The following is a 24,317-nucleotide window of genomic DNA, read 5'->3' as shown; positions in this document are numbered from 1 at the left end:
ATCAGAACTCAGCGAAAGCCGACCGAGGACCCCGAGGACAGGGTTTGGCCCAGTAACCGGCAGTACGAACCCGACACGCGTGTCACTTGGATTTTCGACGATACGCAGTGGTGGGAGAAATGCTGGTGGTACAACCCTGAGACTGACGAGTCCGTCCTGGTGTGGAAGACCGGACGCTACTCCTTCGTCGGTGAGCCGCTGACCGCATCCGCGGTAATCACGTCAGGCGCCTGATGGATCACCGTACGCGGGGTCGTCGGTCGTCGAAGCCGCTCAATGACTCCATCGGCACCGGTATGGGTCGATTCTTGTCTCGCTGTCCCCAGCGGAGTGCCAACGCGTCTTCTGGTCGGAGCGCTCAAGAGCGCAACCAGAACTCGATGCACACGTAGCCTTGCCAGCACGGCGATACGGTGTCGCCGGCCTAGATCCCCGGGCATCAGCGGGATGAGGTTGCGCATACTCGGTGTTCGATCCGCTCTGGTTTCCCTCCGCCGAATGCAAGAGCCGAAGGCCGTGGTCGCGATCTCAACAGCCTCCAAGGCAGTATCCACCTCGACGGGCTGGCCGTGATTGCGTTGTTTGCGACGCTGCCCTGCGGTCACCTTGGCAGATTCGAGTTCAGGTATAGCGTGCCGGAGCCTGATCTCAAGATGACCCCGGATCAACGCAAGCCCGTTCCAGACCTCGCCGGCTAGAACCTGTTGGCGTACTCGGCTGAGTTCATCGGTCGAAAGTGCCCCTGCGTCATCGATGCGGAGAAGGCAGTACCTCGCTCCCGGAGCTGAATACCCGCTTACCGATGAGCAGCTCGATGAGTTGCCCGCGCCGCGGTGTGGGCTGTACTGCGGCAGAGGGCAACGACTCCGGCCCGGCTGGTGGACTCACCATTCATCGAGGCTGTCAGTCGTCTCCCGAAGGTTGAGACACCCAGGGAGGGTGGACAGGGGCGCTGACAACCCCGCGGCCAACGACTTGTCCTGTAACCCGCGCTTTACGGCTGATCGTGGTCTGACCTGTATGTAACGAGTTCAGGAGGTGCGGCGATATGTGGATGAAGGCCTCGCGCGTTGCGGCGCTGCACAGTTGCCGACTGGCGCGGGCTCCGATGTGCGGTTGGGGCTGCTGTACTCCTCGAGGGGCGGCAACATGGTGTGGGCTGCATGTGTGCTGTGGCTGGCTGGAGTTGGCGCGGCGTCGCCATCACCGTCGCCAGGGCCGTTGCCATCGAGCTCGGGCGTCGATGCAAGTTCCTTCTTTACCGGCGCGGCTGTTGCCGCAGTGCTTGCCAGCGTGATTACGGCCTTCACCACGACGAGGCTGGCGAAGAGGAAGCGAACGAACGAGCTGGAGGATCAGCGGACGACCGCGAGAGAAGGCGCGGTGCGTCGGCTGTTCGATAGCGCGCAGGAGCTGCAAGAAGCAGCTGCCACTCTCAACGAGGCAGCAGTTCTGGGCTATCCGGGCAAGAAGTCGACCGAGATCGCTGCTATTACTACCGCTACGAGAACTGCGTGGGAGAGTCTCAGGAGCTCCTCGCGTGTGCATGGACGATCCTCGGTGCCAAGGAGGAGGAACGCGTCGAACTCGTGGGGGAGGTCAATGGAGCTGTTGCAGAGCTGTTCGAGGCGACGAAGGTAGGGCACGTCGACAGGCAGCGGGCCGGCGAGAGCATTGAGACTCTCGACAAGACGCTGACAGGCTTGCGGACGGCGGCGCAGCGGATCCAGCTCGAAAAGGGAGGATCGGTATGAGGAAGCTCCTCCGGTTGTGCGGGGCAGTCGCGATAACGGCCGCGTGCTTCCTGCCTGGGGTAGCCCAAGCGCACGCCGGCACCATGCCATTGTCGGAGCCTGTTGGTGTCTCCTATCGCACGTTGCGAGTGATGCCGAAGGCTGTTCCGCTTGCAGCGGTTGATGATTCGGTGGTGTACGGCGCATATGGCATCTCGCTGCTTGCTGCTGCCGGCGCGGGGGCCGCGGTCGTAGTCAGCTCGAGATCAGCTCGCAAACGTCAGCAGGAAGCGGACGAGTTGCGACAGATCACCGAACAACGTCGCGCGGATGAGCTTCAGAGACTCGACCAAGCAAGGAAGCAGTTGGCCACCTGCATGGGTGCCGTTCAAACCCTCGTGAGTGCTCGCCGACAGAATGCTGAAGCTGATGTCATGGGCAAGGTCGGCGAAGCTCATCAGGCCATCGCGGAACTACGAGTCGGCAACGTACTCGACTCGCTGCCGAGTTGGAGGCGGCATCTGTCCGAACTGGAACGTGCCATGGACGAGGTGGTGAAGGCGCCGGTCACCAGATCACGGCAAGCACTCGTCGATTTCAATCTGGCAGCGTCCGTCCTGATCGATCAACTGGACACCTGGCAAGCCGGCCGAACCGCCGCCTGATGTCGCAGGACACATCGGCGCGTTGTGGTCGACGACGAACAGATGTGGACAGGTCGCTACACACTGAAGGCCAGGACGCACGACGGATCGACGACCTGGATGGTCGGTAGTCACCGAATCGAATGCAAACCAGCGAGCCCTTAGCCACTTTCAGATCTTCGAGACGTATAGATCAGGGAGATTCGAGGCGCCGGCATCCCTCGGCGAGCTGATCTCGTAAAGCGCTGGCTCGGGCGAATTTCCTCGGCACCGGGGACCTCCGCCGAACTGATGTAGCCCCCGCACGCCTCAGCCACCACAACCGAACCCAAAAGCTAGTCGGACAATGCCTGCGATCAGCTCACCAGTTGATTGGTCGTAGTTCTGGGCCGACGATGTGGCCTTGGTGGGGGGTGGGGTGGGTCTCGTCGTGGCGGAAGTGGCCGGCGTACCAGATGGCTACGTCGGTGGAGTTGATTGATTCGGCGGTCAGGTACTGGTCGAGTCGGCATTGGGTGTCGGCTGGTGTTCCGCCGACGACGCTGACGCCGTCGTCGAGTTCGGTGAATCGGTAGCGCAGGAACCAGAGGTCGGCGACGCCGTAGGAGTCGGCGGTGCCGTCTGTTGTTCCTGGGTTGATGGCGTAGCCGCGACCGCTGACGGAGTCGAGTACACGCCAGCGGCGGGCGAAGAGCGAGCGGGTCCGCTTGGTTTCCCGGACGAGGCGCCACCACAGTGGAAGGTGGGGGAAGAGCAGGCCGCGTTCCTCTACGACGTCGTTGCCGGTGCCTTCGATGTCGAAGTCCAGGCGCCAGTAGACGTGGTGCTGGTGTGGCATGCAGGTGCGTGGATTGCGGGTGCCGGCGAATCCGAATCGTGGTGCGATGGTGCCGTCGTCGCGCAGCCGCCAGTCCGACATGTAGCGGTACCAGCCGGCCTGGACCTCGCTGACGATCCGCAGTTCGCCGTCCTCGTACCAGAAGGCGACGCCTTGGAAGTTTCCGGCGTCCGTACCGGATTCGAGGATCGTTGCCGGTGGCGACGTACACACTCGCCAGCCCGGTCCGACCGGGTCGACGCCGTTGGCGATGAACGGCGTTTCCTGGTTCTGCCAATCGCGGTACGTGACGCCGTCGTCGTAGAGCACGTTGAGAATCGGCACATGCGCCTGCCAGAGCACCAGCCGGCCGCGATAGGTGACGTGCTTGAGTTCGACGCCGGATCCTTTGCCGAAATGGGATGGCTCGGACGCACGCGGCCGGACGACCACGAGGTTCCACAGCTCTACGCCGCCACGCAGTACCCGGACGCGAACCCAGTCCCGGCCGCCGCCGTCAGGCATGCTGTTGACACCGACCGGCAGGTGTTCCTCGCAGTCCCCGTCCAGCGGATGTGAGAACTCGGGATCCCACTCCACGACTCGGTCGCTGACACCGACGGCGGCGAACCGATGGCGCCGGTCCGACCGCGGGTCGAACACGCCGAGTGCGACCCTGCGTACGACCGATCCGTCCTCCTGTTCGACGTCGGCCAACGGCGGCATCGGCTGGTAGACGACGACGTCGTCCCGGTCCCGCAGTACGGCGAACTCCGGATCCTCACGCAGCGCCTCGAGCGCCGCGCCGAGTTCCTGGTCGCTCGGATTCGGCCGGAACGAACTCGTCGTCACCTCGACGTCGTCGCCATCGAGTCGGCCCCGCACCTCGACCGACCGGTTCTCCCGCGGGTCGAAGACCGTTGCAACGAAGCTCTCGTCCCGCTTTCGTCCCGGCAACGTCGGGCCGAGAACCCTCAGCGCGGCCGGGTCGACGTCGCCCAGCTCCTCCCGGACCCGTTCATGCCGCACCAGCGCTTCCCGCCAGTGCAGGACCCGCTCGGTGAGTTCGTCCTGATACTCCTCGACGATGATCTCAAGTTCCTCAGCCATGACGTCCCCCCTTGGATCTTTCAATACCTCGGAGGAAAGCGGCCGCGCGTCTGATACCTCACCGGAGTGGCTTCGGGTGAGTGATCAGTTGGAGTGATCAGTTCGTTGGAGGTCCTTGCTGTCGATCGTAGCTTCGTCTCGCTGGTTTCTGATCCGAACTGCGAATCGAGGGACGATGGCCGAAGGACTCGGTGATATCCGGCTGCGGGACTTTGCTCCGGTGTCGATGATGAGTGCCGCGGTGACGTCGGTGACGGCTCCGGCGGCGCCGATCGTGGATGTTCACAACCATCTCGGACGACGTAACACCGGGGTCTGGCGGGTGCCTGATCCGGACGCGCTGATCGCGACGATGGACGAGTCGGGTGTGGCGACCATCGTGAATCTCGACGGTGAGTGGGACGACGAGCTCGAGGCGAACCTCGACCGGTACGACCGTCGCTATCCCGGGCGCTTCGTGACGTTCGCCCGAGTCGACTGGACCGACACCTCGACGCCAGGCTGGGGCGACCGGATGGCTGCCTCACTGAGTGATTCGGTACGCCGTGGCGCGGCGGGGCTCAAGCTGTGGAAGGACATCGGGCTCCGGGTCCGCGACGAGCGGTCGGAGTTGATCTTCCTCGATGATCCTCGCCTGGAGCCGTTGTGGGAGGCGTTGGCCGAGTCCGGCGTTCCGGCGCTCATCCATACTGCCGACCCGGTCGCGTTCTTCCAGCCGCTCGACCGTCGCAACGAGAGGCTCGAGGAGCTGCTGCGGCATCCGGACTGGCACTTTCACGGACCTGAGTTCCCGCCGCTGCAGCGATTGCTCGACGCGTTCGAGGCTGTCGTCGCCGGGCATCCGCAGGTTCGTTTCATCGGCGCCCACGTCGGTTGCCTCGCCGAGAACCTCGACTGGGTCGAGCAGATGCTCGACAGCTGTCCGAACTATCGCGTCGACCTGGCCGCACGGATCGCCGAGCTCGGCCGCCAGCCGCGACGGACCCGGGCGCTGATCGAGCGTCATCCGGACCGGGTCCTGCTCGGTACGGACTGCGCGCCGCCAGACGTCGAGGACTACCGGATGTACTTGCGTTTCCTGGCCAGCAGCGACGAGGCCTTCGCCTACTCGTCGAGCGAGATACCGCCGACCGGGCGCTGGACGATTTCGGGACTCGGACTGCCGGACGATCTGGCGGCGCTCGTCGAAGGGGACAACGCACGCGCTTTCATCCCGGCGCTCGCGACCGCTTCGCCAGGGAGCTAGCGATGGCGGAGTTTGACCTGATCATCATCGGCGGTGGCATCGTCGGGGCGAGCGCCGCATTGGCCGGCGTCCGCCAGGGTGCGCGGGTAGCGCTCGTCGACGCCGGCCTGGCCGGCCGGGCGACGGATGCCGGCGCGGGAATCGTCTCGCCCGTCGCGCTCGACCGTGGTGAACAACGTCCGGACTGGACGTCGATGATCACCGAGTGCGTCGGCTACTACCACAGTCTCCTGGCCGAGCTGGATGCTGTTGACCCGGCCGGAGCGGGCTCGGCGACCTTCGAACAGGTCGGTGAGCTGGTCGTGGCCGGCGACGATCCGGACGAGCAGGCCGCGCTCGACGCGGTGGCCGAGCGGCTGTCCACCTCGGAGGGACGCCGCGCGCACGGCGTCACCAAGCCGGTCGAGACCGTCGACGGCGCAGACCTCCGCGCCTATTGGCCGGAGCTGCGCGGCGATCTGCGCGGAATCTTCATTGCCGAGGTCGGCCGCGTCGTCGGTTCCCGGCTCCACGACCGGTTGATGACCGCGGCGCGTCGGCGGGCCCGGACCCGATCCGACGGTGCCCACCTCGAGGTGATCCCCGGCGCCGGAAGCCTGGATCCGCAGTACCCGTCCCCGCGGGTCCGCGTCGGGCATCGGGTGCTCGACGCGGGAGCGGTTCTCTTCGCCACCGGCGCGTGGGCAGCATCGGACCTGGCTGCCTACGGCGTCGAGATTGACGTCCGTCCGATCCGTGGGCAGCTCGTGCATCTGCGTCTCGACGGCCAGCAGACGGGCATGCGGCCGGTGGTGAACACGCCCGGCGCCGGCTACCTGCTCGGCTTCGACGACCGCATCGTCGCGGGGGCGACGCACGAGGACGTCGGATTCGACGCCCGAGTCACGGCCGGCGGCCAGCACGCCGTACTGAGCGCGGCTCTCGCCCTGGCACCGGGCCTGTCCGCTGCCACCGTCCTGGAGACCAGGGTGGGACTGCGACCCGCGACGAGCGACGGCTTGCCGCTGGTCGGTGCGGTTGCGCCTTCGGTCCACGTCGCCACCGGCCTGGGGGCGTGGGGCCTGACGCTCGGCCCACTGCTCGGCGAACTTTCGGCGCGGCACGCATTGGGGGAAGCACTGCCCGCGCGACTCGACTTCCTCAGCCCTGCCCGCCCCGCTACGAAGGAGTCCCCATGAAGACGGTACGACGAATCCGCCGACGGCTGCTGAGTCTGTTGCTCGTGGCACCTTTCATCGCCGTCGCGGCCTGCTCGGGATCTTCCGGGGCGGGTGGCGACGACAAGCAGGTCACGCTCACCTACGCGATCTGGGACCAGGCGCAGGCGGCCGCGATGAAGCAGATCATCACGGAGTTCCACGCCAAGCACCCGAACATCGACGTCCAGGTCCAGGTCACTCCCTGGGAGAGCTACTGGACGAAGTTGCAGACCAGCGTCACCGCGGGCACCGGCCCCGATGTCTTCTGGATGACCATGGTGTACGCCAAGTACTACGCGACCGGCGGCGGGACGGCTCCGCTCGACGACCAGATCAACAAGTCCAAGCTGGACATGAGCGCGTACGTGCCCGCCGTCACCAAGGCCTACACCGTCAACGGCAAGGTGTACGGCGTACCGAAGGACGTCAACGGGTTCGGGCTCTGCTACAACATGAAGCTCTTCGACGCCGCCAAGGTGAAGTACCCGGACGAGTCCTGGACCTGGAGCGACGTGGTCGCCGCGGCGCAGAAGCTGACGAACCCGAAGCAGGGTGTGTACGGCTTCGTCGCGCCCGAGGCCGACGAGCTGAGCTGGTACCTGACCGTGCCGCAGGTCGGCGGTCAGGTCATCTCGCCCGACGGCAAGAGCTCCGGCTACGACCAGTCGGCGACAATCCAGGGCATCCAGTTCTGGACCGACATGATCACGAAGTACCACGTCTCGCCGACGCTGCAGCAGACCACCGACACCGACCCGCTGGCGATGCTCACCTCGGGGAAGGTCGCGATGAGGTACTGCGGCTCCTGGGAACCCGAGGAGATTGCCGCCGTCCCGTACGGCAAGGCCAACATCGGCATCGCGCCGTTGCCGGCCGGACCTGGGGGAAACCGGAGCTATTACAGCAACGGGCTCGCGAACAGCATGTCTGCCAAGACGAAGCATCCGGATCAGGCGTGGGAGTTCCTGCAGTTCCTCGGATCTGATCGGGCCGCCGAGATCCAGGCCAAGACGGGCACCGTGATCCCGGCATACCAGGGGCACGCCGACGCGTATGCCAAGGCGATGCCGGAGTTCGACCTGCAGGTCTTCGTCGACCACCTGAAGTACGCGCAGCCGTTCCCGGCGTCCACCGATACCGCCGCGTGGCGGGACGCCGCGACGAAGCAGTTCGCCGACGCCTGGACCGGTAAGTCCTCGGTCGCCGATGTGTCCCGGCACGTCGCGGAGACGATGAACGGCGCGTTGGCGAAGGAACAGCGGTGAGCGGGCCGAGTACTGCGACGGCACCGGCCGAAGCTCGCCCGATCCGTGTCCGTACGACGACTAGCGGCCGGCCGCGACCGCCGACCCGGGACAGTGGCTGGTGGGCGTTGCTCTTCCTGCTGCCGGCCGCTGCCGGGCTCGTGATCTTCGAGATCTGGCCGACGTTCCAGACGATCTACTTCTCCTTCACGAGTTGGGGAGCCTTCGGCGGGCATGTGTGGTCTGGGCTGGAGAACTACCGGACGCTGATCGCCGACTCCGACATCGTCCACGCGATCGTCAACACAGCGATCATCAGCGTGATCTCGTTGCTCGCGGTGCCGCTGTCGGCGATCGTGGCCGCGTTACTCAGCCTGCCGGGGATGCGCGGAGTGACCGTCTACCGCACGCTGTACTTCTTGCCTGTGGTCACGCTGCCGGCAGCGGTCGCGCTGACCTGGAAGTACCTCTTCAACGGCGACTACGGCTTGATCAACTGGCTGCTGTCGAAGATCGGCGTCGACGGTCCGCACTGGCTCTCCAATCCCGCCACCGCGATCTTCGCCATCAGCATCGTCGGAGTCTGGGGGTCGATCGGCTACAACATGGTGATCTTCCTGTCCGGCATCCGAGGCATCCCGACCGACTACTACGAGGCGGCGGAGCTGGATGGTGCCGGGCGGCTGGCGCAGTTCTTCCACATCACGGTGCCGCTGCTGACGCCGTCGATCTTCTTCGTCACCGTGATCACGGTGATCAACTCGTTGCAGGCCTTCGATCTGATCTATCTGATGGTCGGTCAGCAGAGTCCGGCGATCGAGCGGACCGAGACGCTGGTCTACCTGTTCTATCAACGTGGGTTCGCCGAACACGACGGCGGTTACGCGGCCGCGATCGGCGTACTGCTGCTGCTTGCGACCTTGATCCTGACCGCGGCGCAGTTCCGGCTGCAGCGGAGGTGGGTGCACTATGGCTGAGTCGATCCAGGCGCCCGTACGGCACCGGCGGCGTTTCCGGCCGAAGCATCCGATCGCGCACCTGGTTCTGTGTGTGGGTGCGGTCTTCATGGTCGGGCCGTTCCTCTGGCAGCTGTCGACGTCGCTGCAGAGCTTCGGTGAATCGGTGAGCGTGCCGCCGACGTTCCTGCCGCATTCGCCACAGTGGTCGAACGTGACGACCGTGTTCGGTGCCTTGCCGTTCGGCCGGGAGCTGCTGAACACGACCGTGATGACCATCGCCCGGACCGTCGGTCAGGTGCTGTTCAGTGCGTTGGCGGGCTTTGCCTTCGCACGGATGCAGTTCCGGGGCCGTGGAGTCCTGTTCGCGGTCTTTCTCTCCGTGACGATGGTGCCCTACCAGGTGTTCCTGCTGCCGCAGTACCAGATCATGCAGAAGCTGGGGCTGCTGAACACCCTGGTGGCGTTGTTCCTGCCCGGCATGTTCAGTGCCTTCGGCACCTTTCTGATGCGCCAGTTCTTCCGGCAGCTTCCGATCGAGATCGAGGAGGCTGCCCGCATCGACGGTGCGAACGTCCTGCAGATCTTCTGGCGGATCATGCTGCCGATGGCCGCGCCGGGGATGATCGCGCTCGGGGTGCTGGTGATCATCTGGTCGTGGAACGATCTGCTCTGGCCACTGGTGGTGAACTCGGATCCACGGCAGATGCCGGTCTCTGCCGGCCTGGCCAGCCTGCAAGGTCAGTACACGACGAACTTCCCGGTACTGATGGCCGGCTCGTTGCTGGCGAGCCTGCCGGTGATCATCGTGTTCGTCGTCTTCCAGCGGCACTTGATGAGCGGCATTGCGTTCTCCGGCGTGAAGGGGTGACATGCACCGTCACGCCCAACTCGGCCAGCGCGGCGAGTTCGCGAGGATCCGCCGAAGCGTCGGTGACCAGAACATCGATCGCCGACGCGTCGGCGACCTTGGCCACGGTCGTCCGGCCGATCTTCGAGCTGTCGGCGACCACCATCAGACGGTGTGCATGGGTCACCATGGCGTGATTGGTCCGGGCCTCGGTGTGGTCGTGGGTGGTGACGCCGTGGGTCGCGCTGACACCGTCTGCGCCGAGGATGGCCAGGTTGACGCTGATCCCGTTGAACGTGGTCTCGGCCAGGCTGCCGACCAGCTCGAGTGAACTCGCGCGGATCACCCCACCGGTCATGATCACCTGCAGGTTCGGTCGTGCGGCGACTGCGACAGCGGTGGTGAGCGCGTTCGTCACGATCGTCAGCCGTCGGCGCCGGCCGAGTTCCCTGGCGACCTCGGCGGCCGTCGAGCCACCACCGATCGCCACCGCCAGCGGCCTGTTCACCGGCACCAGGGCGGCGGCAGTGATTGCGATGGCGCGCTTGGCCTGTGGCTCTTTCGTGTCCCGGAGCCGGACCGGCAGCTCTCGTCCGGTGTTGGCCCGGGCGCCGCCGCGGGTCCGGATGACAAGGCTCTGATCCTCCAGGTGCGTCATGTCCCGGCGCAGCGTTGCCGGCGAGACCCGCAGTTCATTGCACAGGGCATCGACCGACATCGGTCCGCGCGTGGTCAGCAGGTCGAGGATCTCGACCAGCCGCTGGGCCCGGCGGGGGGACGGCACCGATGGCTGACAGGAGCGCATCGACGAGAGAGCCGCCGTACTCATCCTGGTCGCCTCCTTCGTCGCACCGACGGGCTCGCTGGAGCAGGCGATCGCGAGTGCGCAGTTGCGCACAGTGGCGCGCGAATCTGATTCGAAGGTAGTCATCATGAAAACTACTGGTCAAGGGATACGAATACATGCGCAAGATCTTGAGCGAGTGCGCAAAACCTGCGCACCTTATACAGTGCCGGTCGTGAGGAAGTCGGAGCGGTTGAGCGCGATTCTCGACCAGGTCGGACTGGAGGGCAGCGTCGACGTCGCCGCCCTGGCCGTCGCCCTCGGCGTCTCGGGTGCGACCATCCGCCGCGACCTGCAGACGCTGAGCCGCAACCAGCTGCTGGTCCGCACCCACGGCGGAGCCCTGTCCAACCAAGCAGGCGACGAGAAACCGACCAGGGTCAAGGCGATCCTCCGGCAGGCTGAGAAGCGCACCATCGGCCGCGCCGCCGCAGCCTTTGTCGAGGAGGGCGCCGTGGTCGGTATGACCGGCGGGACCACCGCGCTGGAGCTGTCCCGCGCCCTGGCCCAGCGCCGCGGGATCACAGTGGTCACCAACGCGATCAACATCGCCGCTGAACTGGTCGGGCACGCCGGTGTTCGGCTGGTGCTCATCGGCGGCCTCGCGCGGTCGTCGTACGAGCTGGTGGGGCCCGCCGCGGAAGCGATGCTGGCCAACTATCACCTGGACGTCGCATTCATCGGCGTGGACGGCCTGACGCCCGAGGAGGGCTGCACGACGTACGACGAGATGGAGGCGCAGACCGACCTGGCATTTCTGCGCCGGGCACGTCGCAGTGTCGTCATCGCAGACAGCTCGAAGATCGGCCGGGTCACGTTCGCACGGATCAGTCGGCTCTCCGACATCACCGACATCGTCACCGATCGGAACGCCCACCCGGACCAACTCGAGTCTCTCGAGCGCGCCGGCGTGCGGGTAACCATCGTCTGAGCAAGGCCCGCCAGCAGCCCTAGCGAGTGCGCAAGTTTTGCGCACTTGCTCATCAAGTTGCGCATGTATTCGTATCCCTTGACCACAACTGGTCGTTCCATCTACTTTCAGATCAACTTCGCGCGCCACAGTGCGCAGGTCTGCGCAGTGTCTTCGCGTGATCGGCCCGCGGCCCCTTCGGCCCGGCGACACCGCCCTTTCACCTTCACAAAGGAGTCGTATCGATGGGCTTCAACTCGTCACAGACGCGTCGCCGGCGGCGTCGGATCGCCGGCCTCCTCACGACCGGGGCCGTGGCGGTGTCACTCGCCGCCTGCTCGGGTGGGGGATCCGCTGACACAGCCGGCGGCAAGGTCACCATCACCTTCATGAACGACCAGGTCGTCGAAGGTATGCCGCTGGGACAGGCGATCCAGAAGTTCGAGCAGGAGAACCCCGACATCAAGGTCGACGTGCTCCCGGTTCCCTCGGAATCCGACTACGAGGCCAAGATGCGTACCTCGCTGGCCAGCAGCAAGCCGCCGGACATCTTCCGGATCAACGACGACTACGTGCAGCAGTTCACGGACAACGGCGCGCTCTTCGACCTCGCGCCGGCCGTGAAGGCCGCCGGGCTCAAGGACTCCGACTACGCCCCTCAGGTGTTCAACTTCGGGAAGCAGTCCGACGGCCGGATGACTTCGTGGCAGCTCGGCTACCAGTCCACGATCGTCTTCTACAACATCGATGCCTTCAAGAAGGCCGGCCTGCCGCTTCCGCCGGGTACGTGGAGCAGCGACAAGTGGACGACCGCGGACTTCCTGGCAGACGCGCAGAAGTTGACCGACGGCACCAAGATGTACGGCGCGACCGTGAGCGCGGCAACGAACTACGAGCAGACGTTCACCCACAACAACGGCAGCCCGACAGGGGTCTACAGCGCCGACGGCAAGAAGTTCACGCTGGCCGATCCGATCGGGGTCCAGACCGTCCAGTGGGTCGCAGACCTGACGTGTAAGTATCACGTCCAGCCGGCGTGGGCGGATCTGCTGCAGGACAACGCAGACATCCAGCTGTTCGCGCAGGGCAAGACCGCGATGTTGTTCGAACAGTCCGGGTCGGTGCCCTATCTGCGGCAGACCATCAAGGGCTTCGACTGGGACATCGCGCCACCACCCGCCGGGACAGCGGACCAGGCCAACGAGGCCAGCGTGGTGAGCTACGGCGTACCGGCCAAGGCGAAGCACCACGACGAGGCCTTCAAACTGCTCAACTATCTCGCTGGTCCGGAGGCAGGTCAGATCTTGGGCAAGGGCGGCTCGTTCACCCCGGTGAACAACGCAGCGGCCGAGGCGATCTCCAAGGCGAGCACCGGTGCGCCGGAGCACGCCGAACTGCTGGCCGAGGCGGCCCACCACCTCACGGCCGGGAACAAGACCAGCAACACGCTCGGCGCTCGTGCCATCTACCGTCCGGCGCTCGACCAGGTCTACAACTGCAAGAGCAGCGCTCAGGACGTGCTGTCGGGAGCCAGGCCGCAGGTCGAGCAGGCTCTCGGTCAGGGCTGAGGCCGGACCGATGGCGATTCACACCGCAGTGCGGCGTGCCGATGTTCCGCCGGAGGTACGGCGGAACCGGCGCCGCCGTACCCTCGAAGGTTGGCTGTTCGCACTGCCGCTCGTGTTCGGCATCGTGGCCTTCCAGGCCGCGCCGATCGTCGTGTCGATGTACACCTCGTTCACGAGCTGGGACGGGTTCAACTCGCCCCGGCTCGTCGGCGGCCGCAACTACGTCGATCTGATCGCGAACGACCCGATCTTCCTTCAGGTGGTCCGCAACACGATCGTCTTCACGGTCCTGGGTGTGCCGGTGACGGTCGTTCTGGCGCTCGTTCTCGCGCTGCTCGGGAACCTGAAGGTCCCGGGTACGGCGTTCCTGCGGATGGCGTTCTTCACCCCGTACGTGATGAACGTCGTGGCGATCGGGTTCGTCTGGTACTACATCTTTGGTCCGACCAACGGGTTGATCAATCAGTTCCTGCGGACCTTGCACATCACCGGCCCGGCCTGGCTCGCCGACTCCGCCTGGGTGATCCCGGCGGTGGTGGTGGTCAGCGCCTGGCAGGGCGTCGGATATCCGATGATGATCCTGCTCGCCGGTCTGCAGGGAATCCCGGAGGAGATGTACGAGGCCGCGCGGATCGACGGCGCCTCCGCCTGGTCACGGCTGTGGCGGATCACCCTGCCGTTGCTGACGCCGCAGATCTTCTTCGTCACCATCTCTCAGTTCATCGCATCGTTCCAGGTGTTCGGGTTGATCTACGTCCTGACCAAAGGCGGCCCCGGCTATTCGAGCAGCGTCTACATCTTCTATCTGTGGCAGGTCGCCTTCCAGCAGGGCAAGTTCGGCTACGCAGCGGCCATGGCCTGGCTGATCGTCGCGCTCATCGCCGTACTGACGTGGATCCAGTGGAAGCTGCAGAAGAAGTGGGTGTTCTATGACTGACCTGGCCGTCGACGACAGACCAGTTGTGGCGGGCGGGGGAGACCGCAAGCATCCCCCGCAGGCCAAGCGCAGGTTCCGAGGGCGGCGGATCATCTTGATGATCTTCCTGATATTGCTCGCGTTGTCGTTCCTGACTCCGGCGTTGTGGATGCTGAACACGTCGCTGCGTCCGGAAGAGCACGTGATGGACTTCCCGCCGGGATTCGCGCTGTCCCATCCGCAGTGGGGCAACTACACGACCGTGCTCCGCAACATGCCGGTCTACTTCCTCAACAGTGTGAAGCTGGCCGTCCTCAACGTTGTCGGCGGCCTGATCGTCTCGTCCCTGGCCGGCTACGCGTTTGCCCGGCTGACCTGGAAGGGCCGCGACGCCCTGTTCGGGATCGTCCTGGTGACGGCGATCGTGCCGAACATCATCTATCTGCTGCCGCAGTACATCCTGTTCCAGAAGATCGGCTGGATCGACACGTTGTTCCCGCTGTGGGTGCCGAGGGTGCTGACCCCGGTCTTCGGGACCTTCCTGATGCGCCAGGCGTTCAAGACGCTGCCGGCCGGTCTGGAGGAGGCCGCGCAGGTTGACGGTGCGTCGACCTTCCGGACCTTCCTGACGATCATGGTGCCGCAGACCAAGCCGGCGTTGGCCGCGGTCGCGATGTTCACGTTCCTCGACTCGTGGAACGACCTCTTCGGGCCGCTGATCTTCCTCACCTCGCCGGAGAAGCAGACCCTGCCGATCGGACTGGCCCAGTTCCAGAACGAGTTCTACACGCAGGTCGGGCCGCTGATGGCGGGCGCGACGGTGACCGTCGTACCGGTCTTCATCATCTTCCTTCTGGCCCAGCGGTACTTCATCCAAGGAGTTACCGGCAGCGGCTTCAAGGGCTGACCGACCATTCACTCGCTACACGACAAGGAGCACGCATCCAGATGTCAGACAAGTTCGTGGCCATCCAGATCGGTGCCGCGTCATTCATCGACGAAGGAACCGACAAGGTGCTGGACATCCTCGCCGAACGGGGCGGGGTGAACCAGCTCTTCCTGGCCACACCGACCTGGACCAGAGGCACCGGGGGACGTCAGTTGCCCGGGCACCCGATTCCTGATCACGGCGTGCAGGAGTACGACCTCGACTGGGTCGGTGGAAACTACGCCACGGTGCACCCCGAGTTCTACGGAAACACCGTCCTCGGATCGATCGGCCGGGCACCGGAGCATCCCGGGTACGACATGCTCGAGGACGTGATCCCGAAGGCGAAGGCTTTGGGCATGGGGTCCTACGCCTGGATCGAGGAGTCGAATTACGCCCAGGCGCTGCGCGACTACCCGAACTTCCCGAAGCTTCTCGAGGTCGATCTCTGGGGCAGGCCGACCCTGCACACCTGTTTCAACAACCCTGACTACCGGAACTGGCATCTGAGCATCGTCGAGGACTACGCGAAGTCGTACGACCTCGACGGCATCGCCTGGTGCTCCGAGCGGCCCGGTCCGCTCAACCTCGCTATCCAGAAGCCGGTCGAAGCCGGCGAGCTCGGCTGCTTCTGCACTCATTGCCAGCAGATCGGCCGGAATCTGGGGATCAATGTCGAGCGGGCCCGGGAAGGCATGGGGGCGGTGCTGGCCTGGAACCAGAAGACGTCATCGGGGGAGAAGGATCCTGACGGTGCGTTCACCTCGTTCTGGCGGATCCTGCTGCGCTACCCCGAGGTGCTGGCCTGGCAGAACCTCTGGACGCAGAGCCAGCGCCAGATGTACGCCGACATCTACGGTGTCGCCAAGGCCTGCAAGCAGGACCTCGAGGTGGGGTGGCACGTCTATCACAACATTTCCTTCAGCCCGTTCTACCGAGCTGATCAGGACTATGCAGAGCTCGCCAAGGTCTCCGATTTCCTCAAGATCGTGATCTACAACAACTGCGCCGGGCCGAGATTCTTCACCTGGGTCACCTCGATCTGCCGTACGTTGTTCGCCGACGCCACCCCGGCCGAGGTCTACCCGCTGATGCTGAAACTTCTGAACCTGGACGAGGGCGAGTTCGACGACCTGTCCCAGATCGGCTTCAGTGCCGACTACGTCAAGCGGGAAACGGCCCGCGCGAAGGCCGGCGTCGAGGGGACCGGGACGAAGATCTACTCGGGCATCGACATCGACATCCCGGTCGGTATGAAGGAGGAGTACGACCTGACGTCGGGCGACAACCTGACCCGGTGCACTCGCGACAGCGTTCGCGACGCGACCACGGCCGCCTTCAGCGGCGGTGCCGACGGGGTCGTGCTGAGCCGCAAGTACTCGGAAATGCGCCTGGACAACCTGTCCGGAGCCGGCGACGCGGTCCGGAACGCCTGATCAAGGAGAGCGGTAGAACGCCGGCGTCGGCGTTCTACCGCTCCGAGTTCGACGTTAAGGGGAATCCGTGAGTGAGAATTCCATCGACCTGAACGGTGAAGCCGCCGCCGAGACGACGGACGGCGTGAGTTCGCTGGCTACCTACCAGGAGGTTCTGCAGCAGCCGGCCGTATGGCGTCAGGCGGCCGCGAGCCTGGCGGCCAGGTCGAGCGAGCTCGCCGCGTTCCTCGAGCCGCTGCTGGCGCAGCCCGACCTGAGGATCGTACTGACGGGTGCCGGTACGTCGGCGTTCGTCGGCGAGGTGCTTGCGCCACCACTGTCGCGAAGACTTCGCCGGCGGGTCGATGCGATCGCTACCACCGACATCGTCTCGAACCCTCGGGAGATGTTCGCCGATGATGTGCCCACGCTGCTGGTCTCGTTCGCCAGGTCGGGCGACAGCCCGGAAAGTGTCGCCGCCACCCAGCTGGCAACGAGCTGCCTGCGAGCGGCCCATCACCTGGTCATCACCTGCAACGCGACCGGCCGGCTGGCGCGCGAGCACGAACGGTCCGCCTCGTCGCTCGTCGTGTTGATGCCGGAGGCAACCAACGATCGCGGCTTCGCGATGACGTCCAGCTTCACCTCGATGCTGTTGACCGCCTGGCTCGCCCTGGCCCCCGACCAGGATCCTGGCCTCACTGACCGGCTCGCCGATGCGGCCGAACAAGTCCTTGCCCGCGCGGACGACCTGTCCGCGTACACCGCTCGCCGCTACGACCGAGTCGTCTACCTGGGCAGTGGTGCGCTGAGCGGCCTGGCGCGGGAGTCGGCACTGAAACTCCTCGAGCTCACCGCGGGGAAGATGATCAGCTTCTACGACACCCCACTCGGCTTTCGCCACGGGCCGAAGTCCGTCCTGAACGAGCGGAGCCTGGCGGTCCTCTACCTGTCCAACGACCTGTACACCCGCCGCTACGACCAGGACATCGCGATGGAACTCCGCGCGGCGATAGGCCCGGAGAACGTGCTGATCGTCGACGGACGATCCGACGATCCCGACGTTGCGCCCGAGGCCTGGCGGATCGCCGGCGTGGCCGAGGTGAACGACGCACCGCTCGTACTGCCCTTCGTCGTGATCGCCCAACTGCTCGCCTTGCAGTTCTCCGTGGCGCTTGGCCGTACGCCGGACAACCCATTCCCCGACGGCGAGGTCAACCGCGTCGTACAGGGTGTAACCATCCATCCCCTGCAGCCCTGAGAACACACACAGATCAGGCGCCGAACTCGCCTCGTTCGGGAGAGCACGGCGGCGCCTCGAGCGTCATGAGCGGGTGAGGCGTAGTACTCGCGCCGAGGGCTCCGGGGTGTCGGCGGTGATGGTGAGGGTGTTGTCGTCGGTCCAGGTGTAGGTCCAGCCGGTGTTCTCCGTGGGGAAGTGGGGCTCGATCGTCGAGCGGGAGAGGGGGAGCGTGACGGTGGACGGGCCGGGAGTGCGGTGCCAGAGGGTCAGGTAGGAGACGTCCGGGCCGTTGAGGGACAGGGCGATCCAGTCGTCGGTCCAGGTCGGGAGTCCTAGCGGCCAGGTGGGGACGAGGGTGTCGAGGTCTTCGAGGATCGTGCGGTGGGCGGCCAGGGCGGAGCGGACCAGGTCGAGTTCGGTCGGCGTCATCTGGTTGAGGTGGCCGGACAGGTAGAGGCGGCCGGGGATGCCGTTGACGAGAGCGAAGGTGAACGCTTCGCGGGTGGTGCCGGTGATCGGGTACGCCCAGTGGCCGGCCTGTTCCGGCAGTACGGCGGCCGGCGCGGCTGCGGTGATAGGTGCGTAGAGCAACGGATCTTCCTGGTCCGAGGTCGACTGCAGGTGCAGCCGGGACAGCATCGCGTAGTCCATCCGCATGGCGCCCGACGCGCAGTTCTCGATCAGCAGGTCGGGGTGGCGGGTCTGGAGATCGTCCAGCCAGTCGAGTAGTGCTCGTTGGTGTTCGAGCAGTCCGTGGCCGAGCGACGTACCGTCCTTGTCGGTGCCCGGTCCGGTCATCGTGTTGTTGTCGAACTTGAAGAAGCCGATGCCGAAGTCGTGGATCAAGCGGTCGACGGTCGCGTCGAGATGGGCGCGGGCGGCCGTGCTGCGCAGGTCGAGCAGGTAGCGGCCGGACTCGGCGACGCGGCGGCCGCGACGGGTGATGAAGGCGTCATCGGGGAGTTCGTCGGCGATCGGGGAGCGGACGCCGATCACCTCGGGTTCGAGCCAGAGGCCGGGTGTCATGCCGTGGGAGTGGATCCGGTCGATCACCTCGGCGAGCCCGTTCGGGAAGCGGGTGGTCGACGGTTGCCAGGCGCCGACGGTGTTCCACCAGTCGCCTTCGGCGTACCAGCCGGCGTCGATACAGAAGTAGTCGGCTCCGACGTTCGCAGCGGCGTCGATCAGTGGGAGGAGCTTCTCGGTCGTGGGATCGCCAAGCAGGGTGTTCATGTAGTCGTTGAAGACGACCGGCATCCGGTCGTCGATCGGGCGCCGGCGACGGATCGCCCTGCGTTGCCGGGTCAGGGCGGCGAACACGCTGTCGCGATCAGTCCCGGCGACAAGCGAGACTGGCACGGTCGTGAACGGCCGCTCGGGGGTTAGGTCGACACTCCATTGGTGCTCCTGGTCGGTCGGCCCGCTCAGCAACAGGTAGCCGCCGTGCCGGCTTTCGCCGAGTTCGTAGTGCCAGGGTCCGTTGTGCTCGATCTGCCAACCGAGCGCGTACGACTGACCAAGAAGGACGCCGATCGGCAACTGTTCGCCGGTCGACCACGAGCCGCTGTTGGTCACGGCGTACCGGCTTCTTGCGACATGGCGATGCGCGTCGCTGACGATGTCAGCCAGCGCCTCGGAACGCAATGCGTGGGTGGACCAACGATTCTCGGCCATCCAGCTGTTGGCGGCGGTGAGCAACTCCGCATCGATGGACGGAAGGCCGACGACCAGGGAAGACAGGAAGGTCAGCTCGAGTGTGCCCGGGCCCGTCATCGAGGCCTCGGACCAGGCGCGTACGCCGGCTCCCGCCTCGAACACGCTGACGATCCGCAGACCGGTGCCGGGCTCCTCCTGGACGATGCGCAACGTCGCATCGTCCTCATCGTGCCGGACGTAGCGCAACTGTTGCCCGAGGCTGGTGTCGACGTGCCGATAGGTGCTCGGCGAGAGGCCATGTCCCACAGCGGCAACCTCGACCAACGGCTGGCTGGGAGGCAGGTCCTGCTCGGAGCCGACGCCGATCAGGCGCACCGGACCGTCGTCGAGAGCGAAGGTCAGACTCAGGTCAGGGCTGCTCCAGTGCAGGAGATTCATCCAGAGGTCTCGTTTCGTCGTCGGTTCGGCGGCGGGTTTCGAGCAGGTAGTCCTCGACCGTGAACAGATGGGTGGCCATCCGGATCCGGGCCCGGTCGGGGTCGTGCGCGGTCAGTGCGGCGAGGATCGAGAGGTGTTCGCTGTGGGCGGTGTCGTCGGCGCCCGGTTGCGTGATCGATCGGCGCAGCCGGTCGCGCATGGTTCGTCCGCCCAGCGCGTTGATCAGCGCCGCCAGCACGGGGTTGTCGGCCGCGTCCGCGATGATGCGGTGGAACGCGATGTCGTTCTCGATCACGGTCTCGTGATTGGGTTCGTCGAGCTGCAGCTCGGCCTCGTTGTGGCGCAGCAGTTCGGCCGCGGCTTCGAGCTCTTCCGGCGCGATCTGTCGCGCTGCAAGGGCAGCGGCCTCGGTCTCGAGAACCCGTCGTACGGCGTGCAGGTGGTGCGTTCCGCTGCCGTCCTGCAGGTCGACGACGAATCCGATCGGTGCCAGCAGCATCGAAGGGTCGAGCTTGGTGACGTAGGTGCCGTCGCCCTGCCGGGTCTCGAGAACGCCCATCATCGACAGCGCGCGGACCCCCTCGCGCAACGGGTTCCTGGAGACGCCCAGGGCCGTGGCGAGGTCCTTCTCGACCGGGAGCCGGTCACCGGACCGGAGCCGGCCGTCGATGATCATCTGCCGGATGCCCTCGATGACCACATCGGTCTGGGAGGTGCCGGGCGTACGCGCTTTCTCGACCACCTTGCTGGGGGTCATGGCAGCGGGTCTGGTTCGGTGACGGTCGACCAGTAGACGCCGTCCGGAAAGCGATAGGTCTGAAGTGACTCCCTCTGCATCTCGGCACTGTAACCGGGCGCGTCCGGAAGCACGTACGCACCGGCCCGAACCACGCAGGGGTCGACGAAATGCTCGTGCAGGTGGTCGACGTACTCCGTGACCCGGCGGTCGAGGCTGCCCGAGACAGCGACGTAGTCGAAGATCGCGAGGTGCTGGACCAGCTCGCACAGGCCGACGCCGCCAGCATGCGGGCAGACCGGTACGTCGAACGACGCTGCGAGCAGGTAGACCGCGAGTACTTCGTTGACGCTGCCGAGGCGGGCCGCGTCGAGCTGGCAGTAGTCGATTGCGCCCGCTTGGAACATCTGCTTGAACAGCACTCGGTTCATGCCGTGCTCGCCGGTGGCGACGCCGATCGGCGCGACCGCCTTGCGGATCGCGGCATGGCCGAGGATGTCGTCAGGGCTGGTCGGCTCCTCGATCCAGAGGGGATCGAACTCGGCCAACGCCTTGACCCATTCGATCGCCTGCGGCACTTCCCAGACCTGGTTGGCGTCGATCATCAGGTTGCCGTCCGGGCCGAGTACGTCGCGGGCGATGCCGCAGCGCCGGATGTCGTCGTCCAGGTCGGCGCCGACCTTGAGCTTGACGTGTTTGTAGCCGGAGGCAACGGCTTCCTCGCAGAGCCTGCGCAGCTTGGCATCGGAGTACCCGAGCCAGCCGGCCGAGGTCGTGTAGCACGGGTAACCGGAGGCCTCGAGCTCCTCGATCCGTTGCTTGCGGCCCCCTTCTTGCCTGGCTAGCAGGTCGACCGCCTGATCGGCCGTCAGGACGTCGCTCAGGTAGCGCAGGTCGGCGGCCTCGACGAGATCCTCGGGGGACATCTCCGCCAGCAGGCGCCACAGCGGTACGCCGGCCCCTCGGGCGGCGAGATCCCAGACCGCGTTCATTACCGCAGCCAACGCCAGATGGATGACGCCCTTGTCCGGGCCGAGCCAGCGCAACTGGCTGTCCGACTGCAGTTCGCGGTAGATGCCGCCGAGGTCGCCGCAGAGTTCGTCGACGTCGCGGCCGAGCAGTGGCTGGGCGCGTTGTCGGGCCGCCTCGACGCAGAGGTCGTTGCCTCGACCGATGGTGAACGTGAAGCCGTGCCCGGACAGTCCGGGAGCGTCGGTGTGCAGCACGACGTACGCCGCTGAGTAGTCGCCGTCCTTGTTCATCGCGTCCGAACCGTCGCGGGTCAGCGAGGTCGGGAAGCGGACGTCGACAACCTCCACCGAGGTGATCCGTGGCATGGCGGCCCTCACATCCGTTCCACAGAGATGGGATCTTTCTGGCTATTCGATGGCGTTCAGTATGGACCAATCGCAGCGGCGGCGCTACGATCCCGGAAATTCATAGGACTAATACCTCGTCATCTCGACGGAGGACTGCAGTATGGGCAACCTGGTGAGCTCGGACCGGTCCGGTGCGCAGCGCTTGTACTACGACCGCCCGGCCGATACCTGGCTGGAGGCTTTGCCGCTCGGCAACGGCCGTATCGGCGCGATGTGTTTCGGCGGGGTCGGCCGCGATCGGATCGGCCTGAACGACGAGACGCTGTGGTCGGGTGGGCCGGAGACCGCGCGGCTGCTGTCGACGCCGTTGGGTGCGACGGGCGCCGAAGCAGTCCAGGCCGTGCGTGATGCGCTCGCGGCGGGCGACATCCGCCGGGCGCACGAGTTGGCCGGCGGATTCCACTCCGGCTACGGCCAGGCGTACCTGCCGTTGGGCGACCTCCTGCTGGAGATTCGGATCAATGGCAGTACTCCGACCGACGTCGCGCAGTACCGGCGGGAGCTCGATCTCGATGCCGCGACGGCGACGGCGGAGTACGAGGTCGGCGGAGTCGTTGTGCGGCAAGAGACCTTCGTCAGCGCACCGGATGATGTCCTGGTTGTGCGAGTCACCGCATCCGAGCCGGTGCTGGGACTGACCTGCAGTTTGACGTCGCAGTTGCCCTCGCAGCCTCACGCCGTCGAGGACGGACTCGGATTGTTGCTGCAGGCACCGGCCGATGTCGCTCCTCCGCATCGCAGCGACGTTGCGGATCCGATCCGGTACTCCGACGGCGCTGATCGCGGCATGGCGGCGGCCATCGCGCTCCGAGCCGCGAGCGACGGGGAGATCCGCGCCGACGAAGCCCAGCTGACGATCGAGGACGCAACGGAGATCACGCTGATCCTGTCCAGCGGCACCGGGTACGACGGTCCGTCGACCACGCCGACTCGATCGGCCGTGGAGTGCTGGACCGCCGCGGATCAGACAGTTCTCGCAGCGCGCGCCCGTGCGTACGACGAGATCCTGAACGATCATCGCGAGGATCACCGGCGGCTGTTCCGGCGTTCGTCGCTCGAGTTGGCCGGGGCGGACCAGTCCGACCTGCCGACCGACGTACGGGTCGCGAGCGCAGCCGACGATCCCGCGCTCGCCGCGCTGCTGTTCAACTACGGCCGCTACCTGATGATCGCGGGTTCGCGCTCGGGCGGCCTGCCGACCAATCTGCAAGGGATCTGGAACGACATCCTCCGGCCGCCGTGGAGCAGCAACTACACGGTCAACATCAACACCGAGATGAACTACTGGCCGGCCGAGACGACCAACCTGTCCGAATGCCACGAACCGCTGCTCCGGTATATCGGTCAACTCGCCCAAGCCGGGCGTACGACGGCCAAGGAACGGTACGGCTGCGCCGGCTGGACCGCGCATCACAACGCCGACGCCTGGTGCTGGTCGTTCCCGGTCGAGGGTGATCCGCGGTGGTCGAACTGGCCGATGGCCGGTGCCTGGCTGTCCCGGCATTTGTGGGATCACTACGAGTTCACCGGCGATCTGGAGTTCCTCGGCGACTCGTGGCCCGTACTGCGCGGGGCGGCGGAGTTCTGCCTCGACTGGTTGGTGGAGCTGCCGGACGGCACGCTCGGTACGGCGCCGTCGACGTCGCCGGAGAACGACTACCTTGCCGCCGACGGAGAGCCGGCCTCGGTCACCGTCTCGTCGACGATGGACCTCGCCCTGATCTCGGATCTCTTCCAGCGAGTCGAGCAGGCGGCCGAACTCCTCGACGTCGTCGATCCCCTTGTCGGCGAGCTGTCCACCGCCCGCAAGCGTCTGCCCGAACCGGCCATCGGAGCACAAGGACAGCTGCAGGAGTGGGCGGCCGACCTACCCGAAGAAGATCCCCACCATCGGCACATGTCGCACCTGGTCGGTCTCCATCCGGGCGATGCGATCACGCCGGACGGTACGCCGGACCTCGCGGCCGCCGCAGCGCGAACCCTGGACCTGCGCGGCGATGAGGCCACCGGCTGGTCGCTGGCATGGAAGATCAACCTGCGGGCTCGACTTCGCGATGCGGCCGCGGCACACCGCCTGGTCCGTGCATTCCTGAAGCCCGCGGACGACACGGCGAAAGGGCGACCGGGCAGCGGCGCGGGTGTCTACCCGAACCTGTTCTGTGCGCATCCGCCGTTCCAGATCGACGGCAACTTCGGCGCGACGGCCGGGATCGCGGAGATGCTGCTGCAGAGCCACACCGGCGAGCTCGAGCTACTGCCTGCTCTGCCGGCCGAGTGGCCGAGCGGACGGGTCACCGGCCTGCGGGCTCGCGGCGGGGTCACTGTCGACATCGCCTGGACGCAGGGTCGCGTGGAGGCAGTTCTTACTGCCGATCGCGACCAAGAGCGCGTCGTACGCCACGGCGACGACCGGGTGCCGGTCAGGTTGACCGCCGGTATCGGCCACCGCCTGAGCTCGAGCTGATCTCCGGCCAGGACGAGGAGG

The 24,317-nt window shown here is 65.9% G+C and carries 19 protein-coding genes; 14 read left to right on the top strand and 5 right to left on the bottom strand.

The features are described 5' to 3' along the window. Positions 1-1,514 precede the first annotated feature (1,514 nt). Together FDA38_RS31155 and FDA38_RS31150 are read left to right on the top strand one after the other, a co-directional pair. Positions 1,515-1,754 carry a hypothetical protein gene (locus FDA38_RS31155; RefSeq protein ID WP_137257663.1) on the top strand — a complete coding sequence of 80 codons (240 nt, stop codon included), beginning with the start codon at positions 1,515-1,517 and terminating at the stop codon, positions 1,752-1,754. A 131-nt stretch (positions 1,755-1,885) separates the two neighbouring features. Next, positions 1,886-2,398, top strand: coding sequence for a hypothetical protein (locus FDA38_RS31150; RefSeq protein ID WP_137257662.1), 513 nt, complete (start codon positions 1,886-1,888; stop codon positions 2,396-2,398). A 340-nt stretch (positions 2,399-2,738) separates the two neighbouring features. Here the strand turns inward: FDA38_RS31150 and FDA38_RS31145 are convergent, their stop codons facing one another. Then, complete coding sequence (locus FDA38_RS31145; RefSeq protein WP_137257661.1) at positions 2,739-4,304, bottom strand: hypothetical protein; 1,566 nt, start codon at positions 4,302-4,304, stop codon at positions 2,739-2,741. A 175-nt stretch (positions 4,305-4,479) separates the two neighbouring features. Between FDA38_RS31145 and FDA38_RS31140 the strand changes: the two genes are divergently transcribed. The 5 genes from FDA38_RS31140 to FDA38_RS31120 are packed head-to-tail and all read left to right on the top strand — an operon-like array spanning position 4,480 to position 9,820. Next, positions 4,480-5,550, top strand: a complete 1,071-nt coding sequence (locus tag FDA38_RS31140) for an amidohydrolase family protein (protein WP_137257660.1) — start codon at positions 4,480-4,482, stop codon at positions 5,548-5,550. Positions 5,551-5,552: 2 nt separating this feature from the next. Then, complete coding sequence (locus FDA38_RS31135; RefSeq protein ID WP_137257659.1) at positions 5,553-6,728, top strand: NAD(P)/FAD-dependent oxidoreductase; 1,176 nt, start codon at positions 5,553-5,555, stop codon at positions 6,726-6,728. Beyond that, positions 6,725-8,014, top strand: coding sequence for an ABC transporter substrate-binding protein (locus FDA38_RS31130; RefSeq protein WP_137257658.1), 1,290 nt, complete (start codon positions 6,725-6,727; stop codon positions 8,012-8,014). Before FDA38_RS31135 ends, FDA38_RS31130 begins: the two co-directional genes overlap by 4 nt. Next, positions 8,011-8,970, top strand: coding sequence for a carbohydrate ABC transporter permease (locus FDA38_RS31125; protein WP_233715021.1), 960 nt, complete (start codon positions 8,011-8,013; stop codon positions 8,968-8,970). Before FDA38_RS31130 ends, FDA38_RS31125 begins: the two co-directional genes overlap by 4 nt. After that, positions 8,963-9,820 (top strand): carbohydrate ABC transporter permease, encoded by an 858-nt coding sequence (locus FDA38_RS31120; protein ID WP_137257657.1) that lies wholly within the window; start codon positions 8,963-8,965, stop codon positions 9,818-9,820. Before FDA38_RS31125 ends, FDA38_RS31120 begins: the two co-directional genes overlap by 8 nt. Here the strand turns inward: FDA38_RS31120 and FDA38_RS31115 are convergent. After that, complete coding sequence (locus tag FDA38_RS31115) at positions 9,753-10,628, bottom strand: DeoR/GlpR family DNA-binding transcription regulator (RefSeq protein WP_137257656.1); 876 nt, start codon at positions 10,626-10,628, stop codon at positions 9,753-9,755. The two genes, FDA38_RS31120 and FDA38_RS31115, sit on opposite strands and share 68 nt — an antisense overlap. 190 nt (positions 10,629-10,818) lie before the next feature. Between FDA38_RS31115 and FDA38_RS31110 the strand changes: the two genes are divergently transcribed. The 6 genes from FDA38_RS31110 to FDA38_RS31085 all read left to right on the top strand — a co-directional run bounded on the left by FDA38_RS31110 (position 10,819) and on the right by FDA38_RS31085 (position 17,641). Next, the gene (locus FDA38_RS31110) at positions 10,819-11,574 is read left to right on the top strand and encodes a DeoR/GlpR family DNA-binding transcription regulator (RefSeq protein WP_202877908.1); all 756 of its coding nucleotides are present in this window, start codon (positions 10,819-10,821) and stop codon (positions 11,572-11,574) included. A 224-nt stretch (positions 11,575-11,798) separates the two neighbouring features. After that, complete coding sequence (locus FDA38_RS31105) at positions 11,799-13,121, top strand: ABC transporter substrate-binding protein (RefSeq protein ID WP_137257654.1); 1,323 nt, start codon at positions 11,799-11,801, stop codon at positions 13,119-13,121. A 10-nt stretch (positions 13,122-13,131) separates the two neighbouring features. Then, the gene (locus FDA38_RS31100; RefSeq protein WP_137257653.1) at positions 13,132-14,058 is read left to right on the top strand and encodes a carbohydrate ABC transporter permease; all 927 of its coding nucleotides are present in this window, start codon (positions 13,132-13,134) and stop codon (positions 14,056-14,058) included. Beyond that, positions 14,051-14,944, top strand: a complete 894-nt coding sequence (locus FDA38_RS31095; RefSeq protein ID WP_137257652.1) for a carbohydrate ABC transporter permease — start codon at positions 14,051-14,053, stop codon at positions 14,942-14,944. Before FDA38_RS31100 ends, FDA38_RS31095 begins: the two co-directional genes overlap by 8 nt. Before the next feature lie 41 nt (positions 14,945-14,985). After that, positions 14,986-16,401, top strand: coding sequence for a hypothetical protein (locus FDA38_RS31090; RefSeq protein WP_137257651.1), 1,416 nt, complete (start codon positions 14,986-14,988; stop codon positions 16,399-16,401). A 67-nt stretch (positions 16,402-16,468) separates the two neighbouring features. After that, positions 16,469-17,641 carry an SIS domain-containing protein gene (locus tag FDA38_RS31085; RefSeq protein ID WP_202877907.1) on the top strand — a complete coding sequence of 391 codons (1,173 nt, stop codon included), beginning with the start codon at positions 16,469-16,471 and terminating at the stop codon, positions 17,639-17,641. A 63-nt stretch (positions 17,642-17,704) separates the two neighbouring features. Here the strand turns inward: FDA38_RS31085 and FDA38_RS31080 are convergent, their stop codons facing one another. Genes FDA38_RS31080 through FDA38_RS31070 form a run of 3 tightly spaced genes read right to left on the bottom strand, consistent with a single transcriptional unit; the run spans position 17,705 to position 21,790 of the window. Then, positions 17,705-19,717, bottom strand: a complete 2,013-nt coding sequence (locus tag FDA38_RS31080; protein ID WP_137257650.1) for a glycoside hydrolase family 36 protein — start codon at positions 19,715-19,717, stop codon at positions 17,705-17,707. Continuing rightward, positions 19,689-20,474, bottom strand: coding sequence for a FadR/GntR family transcriptional regulator (locus FDA38_RS31075; protein WP_137257649.1), 786 nt, complete (start codon positions 20,472-20,474; stop codon positions 19,689-19,691). Before FDA38_RS31075 ends, FDA38_RS31080 begins: the two co-directional genes overlap by 29 nt. Beyond that, complete coding sequence (locus tag FDA38_RS31070) at positions 20,471-21,790, bottom strand: L-fuconate dehydratase (RefSeq protein ID WP_137257648.1); 1,320 nt, start codon at positions 21,788-21,790, stop codon at positions 20,471-20,473. The genes FDA38_RS31075 and FDA38_RS31070 overlap by 4 nt, the downstream gene beginning before the upstream one ends. Before the next feature lie 142 nt (positions 21,791-21,932). Here FDA38_RS31070 and FDA38_RS31065 point away from each other — a divergent pair, with 142 nt between their 5' ends. After that, on the top strand, positions 21,933-24,296 hold the full coding sequence (locus tag FDA38_RS31065) for a glycoside hydrolase family 95 protein (protein WP_137257647.1): 2,364 nt from the start codon (positions 21,933-21,935) through the stop codon (positions 24,294-24,296). Positions 24,297-24,317 lie beyond the last annotated feature (21 nt).

The organism is Kribbella jiaozuonensis (assembly GCF_005233875.1).
Lineage (GTDB): Bacteria > Actinomycetota > Actinomycetes > Propionibacteriales > Kribbellaceae > Kribbella > Kribbella jiaozuonensis.
This window is presented reverse-complemented; position numbering and strand designations above follow the sequence as displayed.